General features: G+C 64.0%; 20 protein-coding genes. 10 read left to right on the top strand and 10 right to left on the bottom strand.

Going from position 1 to position 17,036, the window contains the following annotated elements:
* Positions 1-23: 23 nt before the first annotated feature.
* From hutG to hutI, 3 genes are read right to left on the bottom strand one after another with little or no spacing between them, the layout of a single operon-like run.
* Positions 24-842: an N-formylglutamate deformylase gene (hutG, locus tag FJ471_RS00845; protein ID WP_140801275.1), complete on the bottom strand. Its 819-nt coding sequence runs from the start codon at positions 840-842 to the stop codon at positions 24-26.
* Entirely contained in the window at positions 842-2,383 is a 1,542-nt protein-coding gene (gene hutH, locus FJ471_RS00840) for a histidine ammonia-lyase (RefSeq protein ID WP_140801274.1), read from the bottom strand. Before hutH ends, hutG begins: the two co-directional genes overlap by 1 nt.
* Entirely contained in the window at positions 2,380-3,609 is a 1,230-nt protein-coding gene (gene hutI, locus FJ471_RS00835) for an imidazolonepropionase (protein ID WP_181179040.1), read from the bottom strand. The genes hutH and hutI overlap by 4 nt, the downstream gene beginning before the upstream one ends.
* 96 nt (positions 3,610-3,705) lie before the next feature.
* Here hutI and FJ471_RS00830 point away from each other — a divergent pair, with 96 nt between their 5' ends.
* Positions 3,706-5,061: a formimidoylglutamate deiminase gene (locus tag FJ471_RS00830; RefSeq protein WP_140801272.1), complete on the top strand. Its 1,356-nt coding sequence runs from the start codon at positions 3,706-3,708 to the stop codon at positions 5,059-5,061.
* A gap of 13 nt (positions 5,062-5,074) precedes the next feature.
* Positions 5,075-5,821 (top strand): histidine utilization repressor, encoded by a 747-nt coding sequence (hutC, locus tag FJ471_RS00825; protein WP_140801271.1) that lies wholly within the window; start codon positions 5,075-5,077, stop codon positions 5,819-5,821.
* A gap of 135 nt (positions 5,822-5,956) precedes the next feature.
* On the opposite strand, the gene FJ471_RS00820 is transcribed toward hutC, so the two are convergent.
* Positions 5,957-6,301, bottom strand: a complete 345-nt coding sequence (locus tag FJ471_RS00820; protein ID WP_140801270.1) for a RidA family protein — start codon at positions 6,299-6,301, stop codon at positions 5,957-5,959.
* A 222-nt stretch (positions 6,302-6,523) separates the two neighbouring features.
* Between FJ471_RS00820 and aztA the strand changes: the two genes are divergently transcribed.
* From aztA to FJ471_RS00800, 4 genes are all read left to right on the top strand, one after another.
* Positions 6,524-7,348, top strand: coding sequence for a zinc ABC transporter ATP-binding protein AztA (gene aztA / locus FJ471_RS00815; protein ID WP_140801269.1), 825 nt, complete (start codon positions 6,524-6,526; stop codon positions 7,346-7,348).
* Positions 7,348-8,223, top strand: coding sequence for a zinc ABC transporter permease AztB (aztB, locus tag FJ471_RS00810; RefSeq protein WP_140801268.1), 876 nt, complete (start codon positions 7,348-7,350; stop codon positions 8,221-8,223). The genes aztA and aztB overlap by 1 nt, the downstream gene beginning before the upstream one ends.
* A gap of 27 nt (positions 8,224-8,250) precedes the next feature.
* Entirely contained in the window at positions 8,251-9,192 is a 942-nt protein-coding gene (gene aztC / locus FJ471_RS00805) for a zinc ABC transporter substrate-binding protein AztC (protein ID WP_140801267.1), read from the top strand.
* 147 nt (positions 9,193-9,339) lie between these two features.
* Positions 9,340-9,678 carry a TIGR01244 family sulfur transferase gene (locus tag FJ471_RS00800; protein ID WP_140801266.1) on the top strand — a complete coding sequence of 113 codons (339 nt, stop codon included), beginning with the start codon at positions 9,340-9,342 and terminating at the stop codon, positions 9,676-9,678.
* Here the strand turns inward: FJ471_RS00800 and FJ471_RS00795 are convergent.
* Complete coding sequence (locus FJ471_RS00795) at positions 9,675-10,142, bottom strand: Lrp/AsnC family transcriptional regulator (RefSeq protein WP_140801265.1); 468 nt, start codon at positions 10,140-10,142, stop codon at positions 9,675-9,677. The two genes, FJ471_RS00800 and FJ471_RS00795, sit on opposite strands and share 4 nt — an antisense overlap.
* Before the next feature lie 138 nt (positions 10,143-10,280).
* Between FJ471_RS00795 and hppD the strand changes: the two genes are divergently transcribed.
* Genes hppD through FJ471_RS00780 form a run of 3 tightly spaced genes read left to right on the top strand, consistent with a single transcriptional unit; the run spans position 10,281 to position 12,053 of the window.
* Positions 10,281-11,396, top strand: coding sequence for a 4-hydroxyphenylpyruvate dioxygenase (hppD, locus tag FJ471_RS00790; RefSeq protein WP_140801264.1), 1,116 nt, complete (start codon positions 10,281-10,283; stop codon positions 11,394-11,396).
* 58 nt (positions 11,397-11,454) lie between these two features.
* Positions 11,455-11,682, top strand: coding sequence for a type II toxin-antitoxin system prevent-host-death family antitoxin (locus FJ471_RS00785; protein ID WP_140801263.1), 228 nt, complete (start codon positions 11,455-11,457; stop codon positions 11,680-11,682).
* Entirely contained in the window at positions 11,679-12,053 is a 375-nt protein-coding gene (locus tag FJ471_RS00780; protein ID WP_140801262.1) for a type II toxin-antitoxin system VapC family toxin, read from the top strand. The genes FJ471_RS00785 and FJ471_RS00780 overlap by 4 nt, the downstream gene beginning before the upstream one ends.
* Here FJ471_RS00780 and FJ471_RS00775 read toward each other — a convergent pair whose 3' ends face one another.
* The 4 genes from FJ471_RS00775 to hmgA form a co-directional block, all read right to left on the bottom strand.
* Positions 12,054-12,593, bottom strand: coding sequence for a DinB family protein (locus tag FJ471_RS00775; RefSeq protein WP_140801261.1), 540 nt, complete (start codon positions 12,591-12,593; stop codon positions 12,054-12,056). It abuts the gene before it with no gap.
* Entirely contained in the window at positions 12,590-12,886 is a 297-nt protein-coding gene (locus FJ471_RS00770) for a hypothetical protein (RefSeq protein ID WP_140801260.1), read from the bottom strand. Before FJ471_RS00770 ends, FJ471_RS00775 begins: the two co-directional genes overlap by 4 nt.
* A 3-nt stretch (positions 12,887-12,889) precedes the next feature.
* Positions 12,890-13,903, bottom strand: coding sequence for a fumarylacetoacetate hydrolase family protein (locus FJ471_RS00765; RefSeq protein ID WP_140801259.1), 1,014 nt, complete (start codon positions 13,901-13,903; stop codon positions 12,890-12,892).
* A gap of 106 nt (positions 13,904-14,009) precedes the next feature.
* On the bottom strand, positions 14,010-15,323 hold the full coding sequence (hmgA, locus tag FJ471_RS00760; RefSeq protein WP_140801258.1) for a homogentisate 1,2-dioxygenase: 1,314 nt from the start codon (positions 15,321-15,323) through the stop codon (positions 14,010-14,012).
* A 129-nt stretch (positions 15,324-15,452) separates the two neighbouring features.
* Between hmgA and FJ471_RS00755 the strand changes: the two genes are divergently transcribed.
* Positions 15,453-15,899 (top strand): MarR family transcriptional regulator, encoded by a 447-nt coding sequence (locus tag FJ471_RS00755; protein ID WP_140801257.1) that lies wholly within the window; start codon positions 15,453-15,455, stop codon positions 15,897-15,899.
* A gap of 77 nt (positions 15,900-15,976) precedes the next feature.
* Here FJ471_RS00755 and tdh read toward each other — a convergent pair whose 3' ends face one another.
* Positions 15,977-17,011 (bottom strand): L-threonine 3-dehydrogenase, encoded by a 1,035-nt coding sequence (gene tdh, locus FJ471_RS00750; RefSeq protein WP_140801256.1) that lies wholly within the window; start codon positions 17,009-17,011, stop codon positions 15,977-15,979.
* Between the last annotated feature and the right edge of the window lie 25 nt (positions 17,012-17,036).

Raw genomic sequence — 17,036 nt, 5'->3', positions numbered from 1 at the left:
TCCCTTTCGAGTAAGGCGGCGCGTCAGCGCCCGGCCCAGTCAATGGCGGTTTCGAGGATGGTCTTCAGCGTGGCGCGGATCGGCGCGGCGTAAGTCGCGTCGTAAGGCACCGGCCAGTTCTCGGGCGAACCCTTCTGCGACGGCTCGCGCATATAGCCGCGATTGGACAGCTCCATCTGCAGCGCGTGGACGCCGTTTTGGGGCTGGCCGAAGCTACGCGTGATCCAGCCACCCTTGAAGCGGCCGTTGACCACCCAGGTCTCGCCGGTCGCGGCCAGGATGGCGGCTACCCTTTCCTGCAGCACCGGATCGGTGCTTTTGCCCTCATTGGTGCCTAAGTTGAACACTGGCAGCGTGCCTTCGAACAGGCGCGGCAGCGCCGAGCGGATCGAATGGCAATCGTAGAGCACGATCTTGTCGTGCATGCCGCGCAACCGGTCGATCTCGGCCTGCAGTGCAGCGTGATAAGGCTTGAAATAGGTCTCGCGGCGCTGGTCGATCTCGGCCGGCGTCGGCTCCTCGCCCATGCGGTAGAGCGGATCGCCGTCAAAGGTATCTGTCGGGCAAAGGGTTGTCGTCGCCTGTCCGGGATAGAGCGAGACGCCGGACGGATCGCGGTTGACGTCGATGACCGTGCGCGAAATTGCGGTGTGCACGACCGTCGCGCCAAGGTCCCTGGCGAAATCGTAGAGATTGTCGATCCACCAGTCGCAGTCGCGGCGGCCCAGCCAGGTCGAGACCAGCCGCGAGTCGAGGCCGGCAAGGTCGATCCCGGTATGCGGGATCGAGACCAGCAGCGGCGCGGTGCCCTGGGTGACGGTGAGCCAGGATGGCGTGGCCATCACGCCGCTCCGGCGATCGACGGCAGCGCCACTGCGCTCGCCGCCTTCACGGTGGCGCCGCTGCGCACCATGGCGATCGCCTTTTCCATGTCGGGGTGGAAATGGCGGTCGTTGTCGAGATGCGGGACTTCGGCCCGGACCAGCTTGCGCACCGCTTCCAGCGCCGCGCTGGACGCAAGCGGCTGGTGGAAGTCGCAGCCTTGCGCTGCGGCCAGCAACTCGATGCCGATGACGGCGGTCGCGTTCTCGATCATGCCGAGCAGCCGGCGCGCGCCGTGCGCGGCCATGGAAACATGGTCTTCCTGGTTGGCCGAGGTCGGGATGGAATCGACGCTCGCCGGATAGGCCTTCTGCTTGTTTTCCGAAACGAGCGCCGCGGCCGTCACCTGCGGGATCATGAAGCCGGAATTCAGGCCGGGCTTCGGCGTCAGGAAGGCCGGCATGCCGGAAAGCGCCGGATCGACCAGCATGGCGATGCGCCGCTCCGACAGCGAGCCGATCTCGCAGACGGCTAAAGCGATCATGTCGGCGGCGAAAGCCACCGGCTCGGCGTGGAAATTGCCGCCTGAAAGCGCGGTGTCGTCCTCGGCGAAGATCAGCGGATTGTCGGTGACGCCATTGGCCTCGGTCTGAAGCGTGTCGGCGGCCTTGCGCAGCACGTCGAGCGCGGCGCCCATCACCTGCGGCTGGCAGCGCAGGCAATACGGATCCTGAACGCGCTCGTCGCCGACCCGGTGCGATTCACGGATGGCGCTGCCGGCCATGAGATTGCGCAGCGCATCCGCCGTTTCGATCTGGCCGCGATGCTTTCTCAAGAGATGGATGCGCGGGTCGAAGGGGGCGTCGGAGCCTCGTGCCGCGTCAGTCGACAGCGCGCCAGCGACCAGCGCCGACTGGTAAAGCGTCTCGGCTTCGAACAGGCCGGCGAGCGCAAAAGCTGTCGAAAACTGCGTGCCGTTGAGCAGCGCGAGCCCCTCCTTGGCGCCGAGCGTCACCGGCTCCAACCCATGCGAAACGAAGGCGACCTTGGCCGGGAAGCGGCCGTGCGGGGTGAAACATTCGCCGACGCCGATCATCACGGCCGTCATGTGGGACAGCGGCGCGAGGTCGCCCGAGGCGCCGACCGAGCCTTGCGCCGGCACCACCGGAATGACGTCGTTGGCGAGCATGGCTTCCAGCAATTCTATGGTCTGAGGCCGCACGCCGGATGCGCCCTGGGCCAAGCTGGCGAGCTTCAGCGCCATCATCAGCCGAACCACAGCGACGGGCATCGGCTCGCCGACACCTGCGGCGTGCGAGAGCACGATGTTGCGCTGCAGCGTTTCGAGATCGTCAGCCGGGATGCGGACGCTGGCGAGCTTGCCGAAGCCGGTGTTGATACCATAGACCGGCTCGCCCTTGGCGACGATGCGGGCGACCGCTTCGGCGCTGTCCCGGATCTTCGGCCGGCAGGCGGCGTCGAGCTTCGGCACGGCGCCACGATAGATGGCGCGCCAGTCGGCAAGCGTCGCGTTGCCGGGCGTCAGGGTCAGTTCGGTCATTGTCCTCTCCAGATACGGGCATGGAGCGGGTTGAAGCCCATGCGGTAGACGAGTTCGGCCGGGCGCTCGATGTCCCAGATGGCGAGATCGGCCGATTTGCCGGCTTCCAAAGTGCCGGTCTGGCCAAGCAGGCCAAGGGCGCGCGCGGCTTCGCGGGTGACGCCGGCGAGGCATTCGTCGACAGTCATGCCGAACAGCGTCGCGGCCATGTTCATGGTGAGCAGCAGCGAGGTGAGCGGCGAGGTGCCGGGATTGGAATCGGTGGCGACAGCCATTTTCACGCCGCGTCGGCGGAACAGTTCGACCGGCGGCTTCTTGGTCTCGCGGATGAAGTAGTAGGCGCCTGGCAGGATACCCGCCACGGTGCCGGCCTTGGCCATCGCCGCGGCGCCCTCCTCGTCCGTATATTCGAGATGGTCGGCCGACAACGCGTCATAGCGGGCGGCAAGCGCTGCACCATGCAGGTTGGAAAGCTGGTCGGCATGCAGCTTCACCGGCAGGCCGAGCGCCTTGGCCTTGTCGAAGACGCGCGCCATCTGCTCCGGCGAGAAGGCGATACCCTCGCAAAAGCCGTCGACGGCGTCGGCGAGCTTTTCGGCGGCGACTTGCGGCAGGATCGTCCCGGCGACCAGATCGATGAAAGCGTCCTTGTCGCCCTTGGCTTCCGGCGGCAGGGCATGCGCGGCAAGACAAGTCGTGCGGACGGTGACGGGGCGCTCTTTGCCCAGACGGCGGGCCGCACGCAGCGACTTCTTCTCGTTGTCGGCATCGAGGCCATAACCGGACTTCACTTCGACGGTGGTGACGCCCTCGGCCATCAACGCGTCGAGGCGCGGCAGCGTCTGGGCTACCAGCTCGTCCTCGCTGGCAATGCGCAGCGATTTGACCGAGGAGACGATGCCGCCGCCGGCGCGCGCCACTTCTTCATAAGTGGCGCCGGCCAGCCGCATCTCGAACTCGTTGGCCCGGTTGCCCGCATAGACGAGATGCGTGTGGCAATCGATCAGGCCCGGCGTGATCCAGCGTCCAGCGCAATCGACGGTCTCGGCGCCCTCCCCGGCCGCAGCCGGCATATCGGCCTCAGGGCCGGCATAGACAATAAGCCCATCGCGCGCAGCGACCGCGCCTTTCTCGACGATGCCGAGACCGGCCGCGCCATCGGCCAGGGTCGCCAGGCGCGCATTGCGCCAGACCCGATGGCCGCTCTTCCGGTTTGCTCCACCCATCATCTTTTCCGTTGCTTGGATGGCGATTATGTATATACATATTGGAACGCGACGCAAGTGATAATGTCGCTTGGGCATTCAGATTTGGAGATGGACGTGACGGCGATCTTTGCGGAACAGGCGCTTCTGCCCGGCGGTTGGCAGGGCAATGTGCGGATCGCCTTCGACGGTGGCCGCATCTCCACGGTCGAGACCAGCGCTTCCGCTCGGGCAGGCGACGAGCGCCATGCCATCGTCGTACCCGGCATGCCCAATCTGCACAGCCACGCCTTCCAGCGCGGCATGGCGGGATTGGCCGAACTGCGCGGTCCTTCGGCCGACAGTTTCTGGAGCTGGCGCGAGGTGATGTACCGCTTCGCGCTGTCGATGACGCCAGACCAGGTCGAGGCGGTGGCGGCGCAGCTTTATGTCGAGATGCTGGAGGCCGGTTTTTCGCGCGTCGGCGAATTCCACTATCTGCATCACGACCGCGACGGGCAGCCTTACGCCAATATCGCCGAGATGGCGCAGCGGATCGCCGCCGCCGCGGCCGACACCGGCATAGGCCTGACGCTGTTGCCTGTCTTCTATGCCCATTCCGCCTTCGGCGGCGCCGCGCCGAACGAAGGCCAGCGGCGATTCATCAATGATGTCGATCGTTTCGGGCGTCTGCTTGAGAAAGCCCGCGAGGGCGTTCGCCCGTTGGAACAGGCCGTCGTCGGTGTCGCGCCGCATAGCTTGCGCGCCGCAACGCCGGACGAGCTCAATGCCGTCGCAGCCTTGGCGCTGGATGGGCCGATCCATATCCATGTCGCGGAACAGGTGAAGGAAGTAGAGGATTGCGTCGCCTGGTCGGGCAAGCGTCCGGTCGAATTCCTGCTCGCCAATGCTGAGGTGGACAATCGCTGGTGCCTCATCCACGCCACCCATATGACCGAGGCCGAAACGATCGCCATGGCGAAGTGTGGCGCGATCGCCGGGCTCTGTCCGATCACCGAGGCCAATCTCGGCGACGGCACGTTTGCGGCACCGCTGTTCATCGAGCACGGCGGCCGTTTCGGCGTCGGCTCCGACTCCAATGTGCTGATCGGCCTGCCCGATGAGCTGAGGCAGCTCGAATATTCGCAGCGCCTCGCCCATCGCGCCCGCAACGTGCTGGCCCGCGCAGGCGGATCGACGGGGCGCGCGCTGTTCGACGCTTCGCTCGATGGGGGCAGTCAGGCGCTCGGCGCCGGGCCTTCGCGGATTGCCGCGGGCTGTCCTGCCGATCTCGTCTCGCTCGACCAAAACCATCCATCACTGGCTGGCAAGGCGGGCGACGCGGTCCTCGACGCCTGGATCTTTGCCAATGGCAGCAAGGTCGATTGCGTTTGGGTGCATGGCAGGAAGCAGGTCAGCGGCGGCAGGCATGCGAAGCGCGAGGCGGTCGCCGCGCGGTTCCGCGACGTCATGACCGCATTGTCGCAAGGCTGAACAGGATCACCCGATGAGCCTTGTCGAGACAGACGATGTCGAGGGCGGCGAGATCCTCTCGCTGCATCAGCGCATCCTGTCGGACATCCGCGACAAGATCCTGTCGGGCGCCTGGGCGCCAGGACATCGCATCCCCTTTGAGCACGAGCTGACGGCTCAATACAATTGCTCGCGCATGACGGTGAACAAGGCGCTGTCGCAGCTCGCCAAGGCCGGGCTGATCGAGCGCCGCCGCCGCTCCGGCAGTTTCGTGCGCCAGCCGCAGTCGCAGGCCGCTGTACTGGAACTGCATGACATCAGGATCGAGGTCGAGGCGCTCGGCCTTCCCTACCGCTACGAGCGGCTGGAACGCCTAAAGCGGCGCAGCGGCGCCGAGGATCGCGCGCTGCTCGGGCTTTCCGCGCCGGGTCCGGTGCTTGCCCTGGAGGGCCTGCATTTTGCCGGCGAACGGCCGTTCGCGCTCGAGCAGCGGCTGATCAATCTCTCAGCTGTGGCCGAGGCCGACGAGGAACAGTTTATCGATATCGCTCCCGGCCCCTGGCTGATCGGCCGCGTGCCATGGAGCGAAGCCGAGCACCGCATCCGCGCCATGGCGGCAGACGAGACAATCGCCGATGCGCTCGACATCGACCCCGGCGCGCCCTGCCTGGTGGTCGAGCGCCGCACCTGGAGCGCCGAGCATCCGGTGACGCATGTGCGGTTCATCTATCCGGCGGAGAGCCACACGCTGGTGGCGAGGTTCACGCCTTCGCAGGGGTGACTCCCCCTCACCCAGCCTCCGCTTCGCTCGGCTGACTCTCCCCGAGGGGAGAGGAGTCAGTCAGCGCCGGCGCAATCTCTTCTCCCCACCGGGGAGAAGGTGGCCGCGAAGCGGCCGGATGGGGGGAGTGGCGGCTCAGAGCGCCGCCGTCACAATGATCTCGACCAGATATTCCGGGCCGGCGAGCTTGGCTTCGCCGGTGGCGCGCGCTGGGGTGTGGCCCTGCGGCACCCACTTGTCCCATTCCGAATTCATCTCGGCGAAGGTGCTCATGTCCGCCAGCCAGATGATCGTCTGCACGATCTTGGTCTTGTCGGTGCCGGCCTTGGCCAGCAATTCATCGATGGCCTTCAGGATGTCACGGGTCTGCGAAGCGACGTTGCCGCCGGGCTCGCCGACCTGGCCGGCGAGATAGACGGTGTTGCCGTGAATAACGATCTGGCTCATGCGCGGGCCGACATCGATGCGACGAATGCTCATTGGAGGTTCCTTCGTTGTGGGAGTCGCTGCTCTTTAGAGTCCGAGCCGGCGCGGGGCAAGGCCGGCGGGCGCGAAACCAATTGAGCCAATTGTCCGGGTCCCGAGCGGACCGCCTACACGGCGAGTTGACCGGTCGCGACATAATTCCGCCGGGCTGGCGTGTTGACTAATGTAATAACATCACATATCGACAACCTACCCGATTTCCCGGACCGCTGTTTGATGACCACCGCCTGCCTGACCTTCCGCGACCTGACGCTTGGCTATGGCAGCCACCCCGCCATTCATCATCTCGACGGCATTGTCCGCAAAGGCTCATTGACGGCCGTCGTGGGCGCCAATGGTTCTGGCAAGTCGACGCTAATGAAGGGCATCGTCGGCGTGCTGAAGCCGATGGAAGGCGCGGTGGTCCGCATGCCCGGCGTGCGCACCGCCTATCTGCCGCAGCAGTCGGAGCTCGATCGCTCCTTTCCGGCGCGCGTCGTCGACCTAGTCTCGCTCGGGCTGTGGCCGAAGCGGGGCATGCTCGGCCGCTACACCAGGGAAGACCGCGAGTCGGTCAGCAAAGCGCTGATGGCGGTCGGGCTCGGCGGCTTCGAGAAAAGGCCGATCGACACGCTCTCCGGCGGCCAGCTGCAGCGCACGCTGTTTGCCCGCGTGCTTCTGCAGGACGCCGACCTCATTCTACTCGACGAGCCGTTCAACGCGGTCGACGCCAAGACCGTCGGCGACCTGATCCAGCTCATCAAACGCTGGCATGGCGAGGAGCGCACGATCATGGTCGTGGTGCACGATCTCGATCTGGTGCGGCAGAATTTCCCGGAGACGCTGCTGCTCGCGCGCCAGCCGGTGGCCTGGGGCGACACAAAGGAGACGCTCAGGCCGGAAAACCTGCTCAAGGCAAGGCGCTTCCACGAGGGGTGGGAAGAGAACGCGCCTTGGTGCGAGCCGAGCGAGGATGATCATGACCATGATCACGGCCATGACCACGACCATCATGATCATACCCACGACCACCGGCATGGCTCCGGACCGAGGGCGGCGTGATGGATTTTCTCCATGGCCTGTTCATCGCGCCCTTTGCCGATTTCGCCTTCATGCAGCGGGCGCTGTTCGGCTCGCTGATGCTGTCGCTCGGCGCCTGCCCGGTCGGCGTCTTCCTGATGCTGCGGCGCATGAGCCTGTCGGGCGACGCCATGGCGCATGCCATCCTGCCGGGCGCGGCCGCAGGCTTCCTGCTCTATGGCCTGGAAATCCTGCCGATGACGATCGGCGGGCTGGTCGCCGGCATCATCGTGGCGCTCGGCGCGGGTGCCGTCTCGCGCTTCACCATCCAGCGCGAGGACGCCTCGATGGCGGCTTTTTATCTCATCTCGCTCGCCGTCGGCGTGCTGATGGTGTCGATCCGCGGTTCCAGCGTCGACCTGATGCATGTGCTGTTCGGTACCGTGCTGGCGCTCAACAATGAGGCGCTGATCCTGATTGGTGGCATCGTCGTGGCGACGCTCGCCTGCCTCGCCCTCTTCTGGCGCGCGCTGGTCGCCGAATGCCTCGATCCTCTGTTCCTGCGCTCGGTGAGCCGCATGGGAAGCCCGGTGCATTTCATCTTCCTCGGCCTGGTCGTGCTCAACCTCGTCGGCGGTTTTCAGGCGCTGGGCACGCTGCTCTCGGTCGGGCTGATGATGCTGCCGGCGGCGGCCGCCCGCTTCTGGACGGCGCGCGTCGAACCGATGTGCGTGCTGGCCGTGCTGATCGGATTTGCCTCCTGCATTTCAGGACTGCTTCTGTCCTACCACGCCTCGCTGCCCTCTGGCCCGGCGATCATCCTCTCGGCCGGCGTCGTCTATTTCTGCTCGATCCTGTTCGGCACGCGTGGTGTGTTGCGCGCCCGCATCATGCATCACCGACACCGCACCGCCTGATCCCAATACCCAAGCAAGGAGACTCCAATGCTGAAATCCTTCCGTGCCGCTTTGGCCCTGAGCGTTATAACATTAAGCGCCTTTGCGACGTCTTCGGCCTTCGCGGCACCGCTGAAAGTGGTGGCGAGCTTCACGGTGATTGCGGACTTCGCGAAAAATGTCGGCGGCGACCGGGTCAACATCACCACCATCGTCGGTCCGGATGGCGACGCGCATGTCTATGAGCCGAGCCCGGCCGACGCCGTGGCGATGGCCGGCGCCGACGTGGTGCTGGTCAACGGCCTGCATTTCGAAGGTTTCCTGCAGCGCCTGGTCGACGCCAGCGCCACAAAGGCTGCGATCGTGACGCTGACCAAAGGCGTGACCCCGATCGACTTCAAACCGGAATTCGCCGATGCGGATGCCGCCGAAGGCGCTGGCACTGGCGGCGGCAAGACTGTCACCGACCCGCACGCCTTCCAGTCGATCGCCAACGCCAAGATCTATGTGAAGAACATCGCCGAGGCGTTCTGCACGGCCGACAGCGAGGGCTGCGACAGCTACAAGGCCAACGCCGCCGCCTACACCACCAAGCTCGATGCGCTGGAGACCGAAGTGAAGGCGGCGATCCAGTCGATCCCTGAAGAAAAGCGGGTCGTCATCACTTCGCATGACGCCTTCGGCTATTTCGAGCACGAATACGGCCTGACCTTCCTGGCCCCGCAAGGCGTCTCGACCGACTCCGAGCCTTCGGCCGCAGACGTCGCAAAGCTCGTCAAACAGGTCAAGCAGGACAAGGCTACCGCCATCTTCATCGAGAACATCACCAATCCGCGGCTCATCGAGCAGATCTCAAGCGAATCCGGCATCAAGGTCGGCGGCACGCTCTATTCGGACGCGCTGTCTGGGCCCGACGGCCCCGCCTCGACCTATATCGACATGATGCACAACAACATCACGCAGATCAAAGGCGCGATCCTGGGAAGCTGATCGGTCGAGTATCCAACCGGGCACGAAGCGGCCCGGTTGGAATTTTCTGCGCGCGATGTCTATTTGGCAGAGAATTCCTTCAATGCGGATTGCCGCCCCTCACCCGGAGTGGCAAGACTGCGCCAAAGAGATCGCGAGGACGACACCATGGAATACCGCCAGATCAGCGACGACTATTCGGTCTCCGGCCAGATCCAGCCGCAGGACATCGCCGCCATCAAGGACGCCGGCTTCAAAAGCGTGATTTGCAACCGGCCGAACGATGAGCAACCCGGCCAGCCTTCGGCCGAGAGCGTCCAGGCCGCGGCAGAGGCGGCAGGGCTTTCCTTCCGCTACATCCCGGTCATCAGCGGCCAGATCACCATGGACAATGTCGAGGACCAGGCCGCCGCGCTGGACGAGCTCGAAGGGCCGGTCTTCGCCTATTGCCGGTCAGGCGCGCGCTGCACCAATCTTTATGGGCTGATCCAGCAGCAGCGCGGCTAAATAGGCAGAGAGCCGGTTTCCTTCAACGTCTCCAGCACGATCGCCGTCTTTACATGCTGCACGGATTCGTGCGGCAGGAGCACGCCGTTGACGAACTCCGACAGCGACTTGAGATCGGGCGTCACCACCTTCAGGATGTAGTCCATCTCGCCGGTCAGCGCGTGCGCCTCCTGTACCTCCGGTAGCTGCGCCACCAGTTCGCTGAAGCGGCGGGCGTTGTCCCGGTTGTGTGTCGCCAGGGTCACCGAGATGACGTTGACCAGCGAAAAGCCCAGACGGTCGCGGTCGAGCACGGCGCGGTAACCCTTGATATAGCCATCGTCCTCCAGCCGCTGGCGGCGGCGCGAGCATTGCGATGGCGAGAGGTTCACACGCTCCGAAAGGTCGTTGTTGGTGTAGCGCGCGTCATCCTGCAAAAGCGCCATTATCTTGCGGTCAAATTGATCGGGGCGCGTATCATCCATGAATACTCCTCCATTCATGCACAATTTGCGCACATCATGAGCATTTCAAGCGGTTGAATGCAAGCACCGTGCGGACGCTCCGCGCTATCATGGTGAAAGTTGGCCAAGACCGGCCGCAACAGCTTTCGGAGGACTGCCATGGGCCCCTTCCCGCACGACGCCCCGCCCGCCAGGATCAGCAAGCAAAACCCCGCCGGCACCGACGGCTTCGAGTTCGTGGAATTCGCGCATGCCGAGCCGGCAAAGCTTGCCGAGCTGTTCACCCGCATGGGCTATGTCGCGGTGGCCAAGCATCGCTCGAAGGACATCACCGTCTGGCGTCAGGGCGACATCAACTATGTCGTCAATGCAGAGCCTGGCTCGCATGCGATGAAGTTCGTCGAAAAGCACGGCCCCTGCGCCGCCTCGATGGCCTGGCGCGTGGTCGATGCCAAGCATGCCTTCGACCATGCGGTATCGAAGGGCGCCACGCCCTATCAAGGCACCGACAAGGCGCTTGACATGCCGGCGATCGTCGGCATCGGCGGCTCGCTGCTCTATTTCATCGAGGCCTATGGCGAGAAGGGCTCGGCCTATGACGCCGAGTTCGAATGGCTGGGCGCGCGCGACCCGAAACCGGAAGGCGTCGGCTTTTACTTCCTCGACCACCTCACCCACAATGTCTATCGCGGCAACATGGACAAGTGGTGGGACTTCTACCGCGACCTGTTCGGCTTCAAGCAGATCCATTTCTTCGACATCGACGGCAAGATCACCGGTCTGGTCAGCCGCGCCATCACCTCGCCCTGCGGCAAGATCCGCATTCCGCTGAACGAGTCCAAGGACGAGACCAGCCAGATCGCCGAGTATCTGAAGAAGTATAATGGCGAGGGCATCCAGCATATCGCCGTCGGCACCGACGCCATCTACGAGGCCACCGACAAGCTCGCCGCCAACGGGCTGAAGTTCATGCCCGGCCCGCCCGACACTTATTACGAGATGTCTCAGACCCGTGTGAACGGCCATGACGAGCCGATCGAGCGCATGAAGAAACACGGCATCCTCATCGACGGCGAAGGCGTCGTCGATGGCGGCATGACCAAGATCCTGCTGCAGATCTTTTCGAAGACGGTGATCGGCCCGATCTTCTTCGAGTTCATCCAGCGCAAGGGCGACGAAGGTTTTGGCGAAGGCAATTTCCGCGCGCTGTTTGAATCGATCGAGCAGGACCAGATCAAGCGTGGCGTGATCAAACTGGACGGCAAGGCGGCGTAGCGCCTGAGCTTGCGGCTCGACCGATTATGACCTAAATTATGGTCATAAGAGGTCTGGCATGAACGTTCCGATGGCAAAAGCCAAGGCGCAGCTTTCCGAGTTGGTTAAACGTGCCCAGGCTGGCGAAAAGATCCATCTGACAAAGCATGGAGAGGTTGTCGCGACCTTGAGCGCTCCCGTTCGGGCTGGCGGGAGCGAAGGCCTGTTTGGAGCCCTGAAAGGCCAAATCTGGATAGCGGATGATTTTGATGAACTCGGTCCCGAATGGGACGAGTACATTAAATGAGCCACAGATATTTGGTCGACACCCATATTCTGCTTTGGGTGCTTAACGCAGACTCACGTCTTTCGGATCACCACCGTGACATTTTTCTGGCGGGCAAGGATGTAACCGTCAGCACCATCTCGGTGGCTGAGATTGCCATCAAGAAGTCGCTCGGTAAGATCACACTCACCGGCAATATCGTCGACATTCTGCGATCGAACGGAATCCCAATCCTTGGCGTCAACGAACTGCATGCGGCAAGGCTTGAACACTTGCCGCTCCATCATCGCGATCCCTTTGACCGCCTGCTCATCGCACAGGCTCAAATTGAAGGCCTCATTCTGGTCACCGCGGATCGGCATTTTTCAGCCTACGACGTAGCGCTGGCTTGATCATTCCAGCCCCAGCCGCTCGACCTCGCCCTTCCTGAGCTTCGCGTCATAATCGAGCAGAAACTCATCCAATTGCGGCGGCGCCACCGAAGTGCCGGAAAGCATGGCATGCACCTGGCCGCGATGATGGATGTCGTGCAGGAAGACATGGGCGAGGATGTCGCCGATCCTCTCGGGGATCATGCCGTCCTCGCGCCGGTCGGTGATGACGCGGCGATCAAGATCGGCCTCGGACAAGCCGTCGCAGAAGGCGATCAGCCTGCGGTCAAAATCGGCCTGCGCCGCCGCCAGGCTTGCCGCGCCGTCGAACGGTACGAAATCGTCATAGGCCGAGGCGTCGAGACCGCCATCGGCCAGGAAGTCGAGATAGAGAAGGTCGACCGCGAGGATGTGGTTGAGCGTCTCCCTGATCGACGGGAAGAAGCTGGTGCGTCTGGCCTCGAATTCGCCCGGCTTCAGCGCAAGCACAGCGCGGTAGAGCCGGTCGTTCGACCAGAGATTGTTGCGCGCCATGCGACGCAGATGCTCGAGCAAGGTCATGGCGCGCTTCCGCTGGCCAGGCCGATGCCGGCGGCCATGGCCAGGAAGCCGGCGACGACGACCAGCAGCAGCATGATCATGCGCCGCCGCAGCGCTTGCGTCTCCGCGTCCCGCGCCACGTTCAGATTGGTGATGGTGTGGAACAGCATCGCCTTGCGCGGAACGCCGCTCCGGTTGGTGAGGCCCGGCGAACGCGCCTCGATGCGGTAACTCAGCCGGGTCGCCTGAACGAAAACCACCAGCATGGCCAGCGCCCACAGCCCAAACAGCACATAGAGCGCTTCGCCCGGCATCAGCTACCCTTCGTATTTCTCGACCTTCTGCTCGATGGCGCCGAAGATCGAATGTCCGGTTTTGTCCTTCATCTCGATGCGCACCGTGTCGCCGAAGCGCAGGAAGGGCGTCTTCGGTTCGCCTGACTCGATGGTCTCGATCATGCGCAGCTCGGCGATGCAGGAATAGCCAGCGCCGCCCGCCGAGACGGGCCTGCCCGGCTTGCCATCCAGCTTGTTGGAGACCGTGCCCGAGCCGACGATGGTGCCGGCGGCGAGCGGCCGGGTCTTAGCGGCATGCACGATCAGCGCCGGGAAATCGAAGGTTATGTCGATGCCGGCATTGGCGCGGCCGAACGGCTTGCCGTTGAGATCGGCGAGCAGCGGCAGGCTGACCTTGCCGCCGTCCCAGGCATCGCCCAATTCGTCCGGCGTGACCGCGACCGGCGAGAAAGCCGAAGACGGTTTCGACTGGAAGAAGCCGAAGCCTTTGGCCAGCTCCGGTCCGGTGATGGCGCGCAGCGTCACGTCGTTGACCAGCACGACGAGGCGGATCGCCTCTTTCGCCTCCGCCAGCCCGGCGCCCATCGGCACATCGTCGACGATGACGGCAACCTCCGCCTCCATGTCGATGCCGAAAGCCTCGTCGGCCATGCGGATAGGGTCGCGCGGCGGAATGAATGAGTCCGAGCCGCCCTGGTAGATCAGAGGATCGGTCCAGAAGCTTGCCGGCATCTCGACGCCGCGCGCCTTCCGCACCAATTCGACATGGTTCACATAGGCCGAGCCGTCGGCCCATTGATAGGCGCGCGGCAGCGGCGAATGCGCGTCATGCTCGTGGAAGCGCGCCGAAGGCACCGCGTTGGTTTCCAGCGATTCCGCCATGGCCGCCAGATGCGGCGCGATGCGGCGCCAGTCGTCGAGCGCGGCCTGCAGCGTCGGTACCAGGAAGGAAGCGTCGGTGAACCGCGTCAGATCGCGCGAGACCACGACCAGCTTTCCGTCGCGCGTCCCGTTCTTCAAAGTGGCAAGCTTCATGCGGTTTCCTCTCCTGGCGGCCTTTTCACCGCTTTGTCACACATCAAAGCGCGCGCGGGCGATCGTCAAGTCGCCCGAGCGAGTTTTCCTGACAATGATGCGCCGATCAGGACCAATCGCCTTCGGGCGTGCCGTTGAAGCGCTTCTTCAGGTCGGCCCAGCAATCGATGTAGTTCTCCTGCAGTGTGCCGAGCTCGGCGGCATAGCGGGTCAGCATCTGTGGAAAGCGGGTCTCGAACATGAAGGCCATGGTGTTGTCGAGCTTGACCGGCTTCAGCTCCGCGCGGGTCGCCTTCTCGAAGCCGGAAGCGTCCGGTCCATGCGCCAGCATCTGGTTGTGCAGGCTGATGCCGCCAGGCACAAAACCTTCCTCCTTGGCGTCGTACTGGCCGTGGATCAGGCCCATGAACTCGCTCATGATGTTGCGGTGGTACCAAGGCGGCCGGAACGTGTTTTCCGCCACCAGCCAGCGCGGCGGGAAGATGACGAAGTCGACATTGGCGGTGCCCTCCTCGCCGCTCGGCGCCGTCAGCACGGTGAAGATCGACGGATCGGGGTGGTCGAACAGGATGGCGCCGACCGGCGAAAACGTCGCAAGATCATATTTATAGGGCGCGTAGTTGCCGTGCCAGGCGACGACATCCAACGGCGAATGGCCGAGCTCGGTGACATGGAAGGTGCCGCACCATTTGACAATCAGCCGGCAGGGCGTCTCCTTCTCTTCGAACCAGGCGCAGGGCGTCTTGAAGTCGCGCGGATTGGCCAGGCAATTGGCTCCGATCGGGCCGCGGTCAGGCATGGTGAACTTTGCGCCATAATTCTCGCAGACATAGCCGCGTGCTTCCTTGTCGGCGAGCTCGACTTTGAAGACCAAGCCGCGCGGCAGCACGGCGATCTCGCCGGGCCGAAGCTCGATCACGCCCATCTCGGTGACGAAGCGCAGCGCGCCGACCTGCGGCACGACCAGCAATTCGCCGTCGGCATTGAAGAAATGATCGTCCACCATCGAGCGGTTGGCGACATAGACATGCGCTGCCATGCCGGACTGGCCGACCGCATCGCCGGCCGTGGTGAAGGTGCGCATGCCGGAGATGAAGTCGGTCGGCTCGCCGGGCATCGGCGTCGGGTTCCAGCGGTATTGGCCGAGCGCCAGCTCGTGGTCGCCAATGCTAGGCCCGGTCTTCCACAAGGGATAGCTCGCGCCCTTGAAGCGGCCGGTGTGCTTTACGCTCGGACGGATGCGGTAGAGCCAGGAGCGTTCGTTGGTGCCGCGCGGCGCCGTGAAGGGCGACCCGGACAACTGCTCGGCATAGAGGCCATAGGCCGGTCGCTGCGGCGAGTTGCGGCCCTGCGGCAGCGATCCAGGCAGCGTCTCGGTCTCGAAATCATTACCGAAGCCCGGCATGTAGGAAAAGCCCATCCGATCCTCCCTGATCCGGCTTTGCAAGCTCTCGAAGCGTTGCCCGCCGGCGATGTTGACCAAACTGGTTTCATTTGTAACCATCGAAAATGTAACTATCAATGGCTCGCTGCATCCCGGGAACGCTTCATGGAACCGGATATCCTCGAACTGGAAAGCTTCCTGCCCTACCGGCTCTATCGGCTGGCAGACACCATCAGCCGTGAGTTTTCGCGCATCTACAAGGAGCGCCATGGGCTAACACGGCCGGAATGGCGCACGCTCTCCGGGCTTGGCGAGCGCGGCACGATGACGGCGACGGAGCTCGGCGAGCAGTCGGCCATGCACAAGACCAAGGTTTCGCGCGCCGTGGCCGAGCTGGAGCGAAGGCGCTGGCTGACGCGGACAGCTGACGAGAATGATCGGCGCGTCGAGCATCTGGCGCTGACCAAGGCGGGGCTGGCTGCGTATCGGGAGATGGTGCCGCTGGCTAAGGCGTTTGAGAGGGAGCTGCTGGAGAGATTGAGCGTGGAGGAGCGAATGGCGGTTGTGGGAGGGGTGGCGGCGCTGGAGGGAGCCTTGGAAGAGAAGAGCTGATAGGCTGGCGCGAGGCTCCCCTCTCTGTCCTGCCGGACAGAGAGGGGAGCGAAGGAACTCGGCGTCTCTTTAAAGCGCTACCAATCCATCACCACCTTGCCCGAACTCCCGCTCCGCATCGCATCGAACCCAGCCTGGAAATCATCGATCCCGATCCGATGCGTGATCAGCCCCGAAACATCCAGCGGCCCCTGCACCAGGGCGATCATCTTGTACCAGGTCTCGAACATCTCGCGGCCGTAGATGCCCTTCAGATGCAGCATCTTGAAGATGACCTTGTTCCAGTCGATCTCGAAGCCGGTCGGCGCGATGCCGAGGATAGCGATCTTGCCGCCATTGTTCATGGTGTCGATCATGTCGCGGAAGGCGGGCGCCGCGCCCGACATCTCCAGCCCGACGTCGAAACCTTCGCTCATGCCGATCGACGGCATCACGTCGCGCAGCTTCTCCTTCGAGGCGTCGACGACATGCTGGACGCCGAGCTTGCGCGCCAGATCCAGCCGGACGGGGTTGATATCGGTGATGACGACCTTGCGCGCGCCCACGCATTGCGCCACCAGCGCCCCCATGATGCCGATCGGGCCGGCGCCGGTGACCAGCACGTCCTCGCCGACCAGATCGAAGGACAAGGCGGTGTGAACGGCATTGCCCAGCGGATCGAAGATGGCGGCGATCTCGTCCGGCACATCGTCGGGGATCGGCACGACATTATGCTGCGGGATGACCATGTATTCGCCGAAGGCGCCGGGGCGGTTGACGCCGACGCCGAGCGTGTTGCGGCAGAGGTGCCCTCGCCCGGCCCGGCAGTTGCGGCAATGGCCGCAGACGATATGGCCTTCGCCTGAGACGCGCTGGCCGACCTTGTACTCGGTGACCGCCGCGCCGAAATCGGCAACGGTGCCTACGAATTCATGACCGGTCACCATCGGCACCGGCACGGTCTTCTGCGCCCACTGGTCCCAATTGTAGATGTGGACGTCGGTGCCGCAGATCGCGGTCTTCTTGACCTTGATCAGCACGTCGTTGGGGCCGATCTCCGGCACCGGCACCTCTTCCATCCAGATGCCCGGCTCGGCCTTGGCCTTCACCAGCGCCTTCATCATGTTGGACATCAGGATCTCCCAATGGTTTGGAGGC

Source organism: Mesorhizobium sp. B2-7-1, from assembly GCF_006440735.1.
In the GTDB taxonomy this organism is placed as follows: domain Bacteria; phylum Pseudomonadota; class Alphaproteobacteria; order Rhizobiales; family Rhizobiaceae; genus Mesorhizobium.
Note: the sequence above shows the minus strand (reverse complement) of the source record. Positions and strands in the feature narration are given on the sequence as shown.